The sequence below is a fragment of the Nocardioides sp. REDSEA-S30_B4 genome (assembly GCF_001627265.1).
In the GTDB taxonomy this organism is placed as follows: domain Bacteria; phylum Actinomycetota; class Actinomycetes; order Propionibacteriales; family Nocardioidaceae; genus Nocardioides.
Genome location: NZ_LUPI01000053.1, coordinates 1 through 6342, shown reverse-complemented (window position 1 = coordinate 6342; position 6342 = coordinate 1). Strand labels below are relative to the sequence as shown.

The following is a 6342-nucleotide window of genomic DNA, read 5'->3' as shown; positions in this document are numbered from 1 at the left end:
ATCCCCGACCGCATCAGCCAGCGGGTCAAGCTCAAGCGCCCCACCTGCGTCTTCCCCCACTGCACCCGCACCTCAGCCCGGACCGACCTCGACCACATCGACGAGTACGTCCCACCCGACCAGGGCGGACCACCCGGCCAAACCGACACCGACCGACTCGCCCCGTTGTGCAGACGACACCACCGAGCCAAGACCCACCCATCCCCCGACGGACGATGGGACTACCAGCAGCTCACCCCCACCACCTGGCTCTGGACCAGCCCCTACGGCCTCCGGTTCCTCGTCCACCCCGACGGCACCACGGAAGTCTGACGGCGCGCTCCGAGCGCCCTGCGTGCTGCCTACTGCGGCTCGGTGAAGTCGACGCGCTTGCCTGCTGCCCGGGCGTAGGCGATCTCAGCCGCCGTCGACTCACCGACGTAGCCGCCCGGGTTCACGACCACCACCCGGTCCGCGAGGTCGATCTTGTGCCGGTGCAACGCGTCGAGCGTCTCCTTCTGCTCCGGCGTCGGCGCGTCCTCCGCGTCGACGGGGGTCAGGACGACGACTCCCGCCATGCCCAGCTCGCGAGCCAGGTCGTGCATCTGCGCCATGAACCGGGCGGAGCCGCACAGGCACACGACCTCGGGGCGCTCAGTCACGGGCGGCCGCGCTCAGAACCAGAAGCTGACGACGAACAGCAGGCTGGTGCCGACCACGAGGCCGACCTCGGGCCACGCCCACTCCCGTCGTACGTCGCTGGGCGCATCGGGGACCCGCTGGGCGGCCTTGGCGGCGTCGCGGATCCGGTCCTCGACGAAGTCGGCGTAGTCAGCCCCCTCGTCGGGGGTCCAGCCCTCACCAGGCACCGGGGTCATCGTCAGGTCGCGCGTGGAGCGCGGCTTGCGCATCGCACGGAACCGCGACCGGCCGACGCCGGGGTTGGCGTGCCGCTTGTCGTCGACGGTGGCGACGAGGACCTGCTGCACGACGACCGACTGGAGGCGGGCAAGCGGGAGGTGCAGCGTGGAGAGCATGCCGCGCAGCACCAGCCGGTGCCCCTCGAGCCAGACGCGGGGACGGAGCATCGCCGACCAGGCCAGCGCGATCGCCAGCAGCCCGCCGGTGGCGACCTGCGGCGGGTAGTCCCCGGGGAACGCCAGCGTGACGAGGACGCCGACCGCACCGAGGACGGCGGTGAGCGCGCCCATGAACCGACCGCTGGTGGGGTCGAAGTCCAGGCGTTCGCCGTGCGGGTCGTGCTCCATCGAAGCGGGCTCCTCCAGGGATCGGCAGGCGGGTGGCCAGGCGGGTGGGCGGCCGGATCGAGGGTTGGGGCCAGACCCGTCGACAAGCCTATGCTGATCCAATGCCCACGACCTCCACGCCCGGAGTCGGCTGGGACCTCTCGGACGTCACCCGGTCCGACGCTGCGCTGCGCCGCTTCCTGCACGGCCTGCCCGGCGTCGACCAGGTGGGTGCTGAGGCCCGTGCCGCTGCCCTCGGGACCCGCTCGATCAAGACCACCGCCAAGGAGCAGGCCCTCGACCTGGCCATCCGGATGGTCGACCTGACGACCCTGGAGGGCCAGGACACCCCCGGCAAGGTCCGGGCCCTGGCCAGCAAGGCGATGCGCCCCGACCCGACCGACCCCACGTGCCCCGCCACCGCGGCCGTCTGCGTCTACCCCGACCTCGTCGGCGTCGCCAAGGACACCCTGGGTGACTCCGGCGTGAACATCGCGGCCGTCGCCACCGCGTTCCCGTCCGGGCGCGCGGCCCGCGACATCAAGCTGGCCGACACCCGCGACGCGGTCGAGGCCGGCGCCGACGAGATCGACATGGTCATCGACCGCGGCGCCTTCCTCTCCGGCCGCTACCTCGAGGTCTTCGAGGAGATCGTCGCGGTCAAGGAGGCCTGCACCCAGGGTGAGCGCAGCGCCCACCTGAAGGTCATCTTCGAGACCGGCGAGCTGCAGACCTACGACAACGTCCGGCGCGCCAGCTGGCTGGCGATGATGGCCGGCGGTCACTTCATCAAGACCTCCACCGGCAAGGTCCAGCCGGCAGCGACGCTGCCGGTCACGATGATCATGCTCGAGGCCGTCCGCGACTACCGCCTCGCGACCGGCCAGATGGTCGGCGTGAAGCCGGCCGGCGGCATCCGCACCGCCAAGGACGCCATCAAGTACCTCGTGATGGTCAACGAGGTCGCCGGCCCCGACTGGCTCGACCCCGACTGGTTCCGCTTCGGCGCCTCCACGCTGCTCAACGACCTGCTGATGCAGCGGACCAAGATGCGCACCGGCCGCTACAGCGGCCCCGACTACGTCACCCTCGACTGAGACCGGCAGGAGAAGAGATGAGCATCTTCGAGTACGCGCCGGCCCCCGAGTCGCGCGCGGTCGTCGACATCAAGGAGTCCTACGGACTCTTCGTGAACGGCGAGTTCACCAGCGGCGCGGGCACCGCGTTCAAGACCGTCAACCCCGCCACCGAGGAGGTCCTCGCCGAGGTCGCGGAGGCCGACGCCTCCGACGTCGACCGTGCGGTGAAGGCCGCCCGCAAGGCCTACGACAAGGTCTGGGGCCCGATGCCGGGCCGCGAGCGCGCCAAGTACCTCTATCGCATCGCCCGGATCATCCAGGAGCGCAGCCGCGAGCTGGCCGTCCTGGAGACCCTCGACAACGGCAAGCCGATCAAGGAGGCCCGCGACGTCGACGTCCCGACCGTCGCCGCGCACTTCTTCTACTACGCCGGCTGGGCCGACAAGCTCGAGCACAGTGGCTACGGCACCACCCCGCTCGGCGTGGCCGGCCAGGTCATCCCGTGGAACTTCCCGCTGCTGATGCTGGCGTGGAAGGTCGCCCCCGCCCTGGCCTGCGGCAACACCGTGGTCCTCAAGCCCGCCGAGACCACCCCGCTGACCGCCCTGCTCTTCGCCGAGATCTGCCAGCAGGCCGACCTCCCGCCGGGTGTCGTCAACATCCTCACCGGCGCCGGCGAGACCGGCCGCGCGATCGTCGAGCACCCCGGCGTCGACAAGGTCGCCTTCACCGGCTCCACCGACGTCGGCAAGGCCATCGCCCGGGCCGTCGCCGGGACCGACAAGAAGGTGACGCTGGAGCTCGGCGGCAAGGCCGCCAACATCGTCTTCGACGACGCCCCCATGGACCAGGCGGTCGAGGGCATCGTCAACGGCATCTTCTTCAACCAGGGTCACGTCTGCTGCGCCGGCTCGCGCCTGCTGGTCCAGGAGTCGGTGGCCGACGAGGTGCTCGAGCGCCTCAAGCGCCGGATGGCCACGCTGCGCCTCGGCGACCCGCTGGACAAGAACACCGACGTGGGCGCGATCAACTCCGCCGCCCAGCTGGCCCGCATCCGCGAGCTCTCCGTGGCCGGCGAGGCCGAGGGCGCCGAGCGCTGGTCCGCCCCGTGCGAGCTGCCCACCAGCGGCTACTGGTTCGCCCCGACGCTGTTCACCGGCGTCTCCCAGGCCCACCGGATCGCCCGCGAGGAGATCTTCGGCCCCGTGCTCTCCGTGCTGACCTTCCGCACGCCCTCGGAGGCCGTGGAGAAGGCCAACAACACGCCGTACGGCCTCTCCGCCGGCATCTGGACCGAGAAGGGCTCGCGCATCCTCGACGTCGCGGGCAAGCTGCGCGCCGGCGTCGTGTGGGCCAACACGTTCAACAAGTTCGACCCCACCAGCCCGTTCGGTGGCTACAAGGAGTCCGGCTACGGCCGCGAGGGCGGCCGCCACGGCCTGGCCGCCTACCTGAAGGGAGGCCAGGCGTGAGCAACCGCATCGACGTCCGCAAGACCTACAAGCTCTTCATCGGCGGGGCCTTCCCCCGCTCGGAGTCGGGCTACTCCTACGTCGTGACCGACCACAAGGGGGCCTTCGTGGCCAACGCCGCCCTCGCCTCGCGCAAGGACGCCCGCGACGCCGTCGTCGCCGCCCGCAAGGCCTTCGGCGGTTGGTCCGGTCGCACCGCCTACAACCGGGCGCAGATCCTCTACCGCGTCGCCGAGGTCATGGAGGACCGCCGCCCGCAGTTCGTCCAGGCCGTGCAGCAGTCCGAGGGGCTCTCGGCGAGCAGGGCCGACAAGGTCGTCGACGCCGCCGTGGACCGCCTGGTCTGGTACGCCGGTTGGGCCGACAAGCTCGCCCAGGTCGTCGGCAACGCCAACCCCGTGGCCGGCCCGTTCTTCAACCTATCCACCCCCGAGCCGACCGGCGTCGTGGCGGTCCTCGCCCCCGAGGAGTCCTCGCTGCTCGGGCTGGTCTCGGTCATCGCGCCGGTGATCGTCAGCGGCAACACCGCCGTCGTGGTGTCGTCGTACTCCCGCCCGCTGCCCGCGGTCAACCTCGCCGAGGTGCTCGCGACCAGCGACCTGCCCGGCGGCGTGGTCAACATCCTCACCGGCCGAGCGGCCACGGTCGCCCCGTGGCTGGCCTCGCACATGGACGTCAACGCCATCGACCTGACCGGCATCGCCGGTGACGCGGCGCTCGCCGCGGACCTCGAGGTCGCGGCCGCCGACAACCTCAAGCGGGTACGCCGGGCGCCGGCCGCCGAGCCGGACTGGTCCGAGGACCCCGGCCTGGAGCCGATGACGTCGTTCCTGGAGATCAAGACGGTCTGGCACCCGATGGGGGTGTGACCCCCGACCTGCGGGGTAGGAGCAGGCCGTGCATCACCTGAGGCCCGGCCTGCTCCTCCTCCCCGCCCTGGCGGCCCTCGCGGGCTGCTCGCTGCTCGGCAGCGACCTCGAGCCCGGCGGTGACGCGGTCCGCGCGGACACGCTGTCTCCCCCGGCGGCCCTCGACGGCGCCACCAGCACCTGGGACGGCGAGCTCCAGCTCCCCGACGGGCTGCTCACCGTGAGCACCGTGACCCTGGACCGCTCCGAGGTCCCCGCGATCGACACCTTCCAGGGCGAGGACGTCGGCGGCCAGGCGTGATCGCAGTGGCGCGTCCAAGGCACTGAACGGTTCGTCGAGACATAAGACAGCGGGGTCGGACGCGAGCGCTCGGGCGAGAGACACCCGTTGCGCCTGGCCACCGCTGAGTTGATCGACGTTCCGGTCGCCGAGGCCCGCGAGATCCACCCAACTCAAAAGTTCCTCTGCTGTGCTCCGGGCGTCACGCGCCGATGCGCCGGATCGACGCGGACCGTACGCGACGTTGTCGCGCACCGTCATCGTCGGAAACAACAGCGGCTCTTGAAACACCATGGCCACTTTGCGGGTGTGCGTGGGCAACTGCGTGACATCGACTCCGTCGATGAGAACGCGACCCGAGCGAGCGGGGATCACGTCCGCGATCGTGGACAGCAGCGTTGACTTTCCGCAGCCACTCGGCCCGACGACGGCGAGCACGCTCCCGGGCGGCACCGTGAAGGTGACGGGCTCTCCCAACGCGGATTCGTATCCGATGGTCAGGTTCTCGCACGTCAGCGTGTGGCCGTTCACGATCGTCGACCCCCGCGGTCGACGGCCGCGACAAGCGTGGTGGTCATGACGACGAGAACGACCGCCATAGCCGCCGCCACCCCGAAGGACGCTTCACCGGGACGACCGAGAAGTCGCGCGATCACGAGGGGAACCGTAGGGCGCCCGTAGCCGGTCCACCACGCTCGCGACGGCCGAGCGCCGAGGGTGGCGGCGACGGTTACGAGGCGGGGATCGGTGGAACGCAGGGTCGGGGTGGCGACCGCGACGACGAGCGGAACGGCGATCAGGGCGTGGGCGATCGGGATCAACAGACCGGTGGCGCGTAGATCCACCGGGGGACGCCCGTACGCCAGCATCGTGCCCAGGCCCAGCGTCGCCGCCGATATCCCCAGCGGCAGTGCCGTCGCGAGCGCGAAGGCCCGTCCGAGTCGGTGCGCCAGCACACTCATCGCGGCGAGGCCACCGATAGCGGCTGCGACGAGCCCGGTGACGAGAGCGAACGACAGGGACCGCGCCATGGCGCTGAGCGGCGATCCGATCCGAGTGCTCCCCGCGTCGATGGTCTCGAAACCGGCGAAGATCGCCCACCAACTCATCGTGAAGCCGGACGACGATCGCACCGACGACCACACCAGTGAGGACACCGGGGCGAGAACGATGACGACGGTCGCCGCGACAACGATGCCGACGGCCCATCGACTCGATCCGAGTGGGTGTCGCAGACGGAAGGTGCGCAGCGCACCCCCGGAGATTGCGTTGCGCGTTCGCGCGGCCCACCACAACACCGAGCCAACGACGATCGCCTGGATAGCGGCGCTGACCGCGGCGGCTTGAAAATCCAGAAGGATGGAGGTTTGTCGAAGCACCAGTGACTCGAGGGTGCGGGTCGTGGAGTCTCCGAGC

7 protein-coding genes and 2 pseudogenes are annotated in these 6342 nt (G+C 70.8%); 5 read left to right on the top strand and 4 right to left on the bottom strand.

The genetic code is table 11. The annotated features are described in order from the left end of the window. Nucleotides 1–312 (top strand): HNH endonuclease signature motif containing protein (locus A6R01_RS11200; RefSeq protein WP_292605853.1); only part of this gene is annotated, 312 nt, incomplete at its 5' end. Between the two features lie 29 nt (nt 313–341). On the opposite strand, the gene A6R01_RS11195 is transcribed toward A6R01_RS11200, so the two are convergent. Together A6R01_RS11195 and A6R01_RS11190 are read right to left on the bottom strand one after the other, a co-directional pair. After that, nucleotides 342–641, bottom strand: coding sequence for a hypothetical protein (locus tag A6R01_RS11195; protein ID WP_292605851.1), 300 nt, complete (start codon nt 639–641; stop codon nt 342–344). A 12-nt stretch (nt 642–653) separates the two neighbouring features. Further along, nucleotides 654–1247 (bottom strand): hypothetical protein, encoded by a 594-nt coding sequence (locus A6R01_RS11190; protein WP_292605849.1) that lies wholly within the window; start codon nt 1245–1247, stop codon nt 654–656. A gap of 101 nt (nt 1248–1348) precedes the next feature. Here A6R01_RS11190 and deoC point away from each other — a divergent pair, with 101 nt between their 5' ends. The 4 genes from deoC to A6R01_RS11170 are packed head-to-tail and all read left to right on the top strand — an operon-like array spanning nt 1349 to nt 4947. Then, entirely contained in the window at nt 1349–2323 is a 975-nt protein-coding gene (deoC, locus tag A6R01_RS11185) for a deoxyribose-phosphate aldolase (protein WP_292605847.1), read from the top strand. A 17-nt stretch (nt 2324–2340) separates the two neighbouring features. Continuing rightward, the gene (locus tag A6R01_RS11180) at nt 2341–3777 is read left to right on the top strand and encodes an aldehyde dehydrogenase family protein (RefSeq protein ID WP_292605844.1); all 1437 of its coding nucleotides are present in this window, start codon (nt 2341–2343) and stop codon (nt 3775–3777) included. Beyond that, entirely contained in the window at nt 3774–4646 is an 873-nt protein-coding gene (locus A6R01_RS11175) for an aldehyde dehydrogenase family protein (protein WP_292605842.1), read from the top strand. Before A6R01_RS11180 ends, A6R01_RS11175 begins: the two co-directional genes overlap by 4 nt. A 28-nt stretch (nt 4647–4674) precedes the next feature. Continuing rightward, nucleotides 4675–4947, top strand: a complete 273-nt coding sequence (locus tag A6R01_RS11170) for a hypothetical protein (protein ID WP_292605840.1) — start codon at nt 4675–4677, stop codon at nt 4945–4947. Between the two features lie 36 nt (nt 4948–4983). On the opposite strand, the pseudogene A6R01_RS18315 reads toward A6R01_RS11170, so the two are convergent. Then, nucleotides 4984–5457: pseudogene (locus A6R01_RS18315) on the bottom strand (ATP-binding cassette domain-containing protein); the annotation flags it as partial. Then, nucleotides 5454–6342, bottom strand: a pseudogene (locus tag A6R01_RS11165) (hypothetical protein); the annotation flags it as partial. The pseudogenes A6R01_RS11165 and A6R01_RS18315, both read right to left, overlap by 4 nt.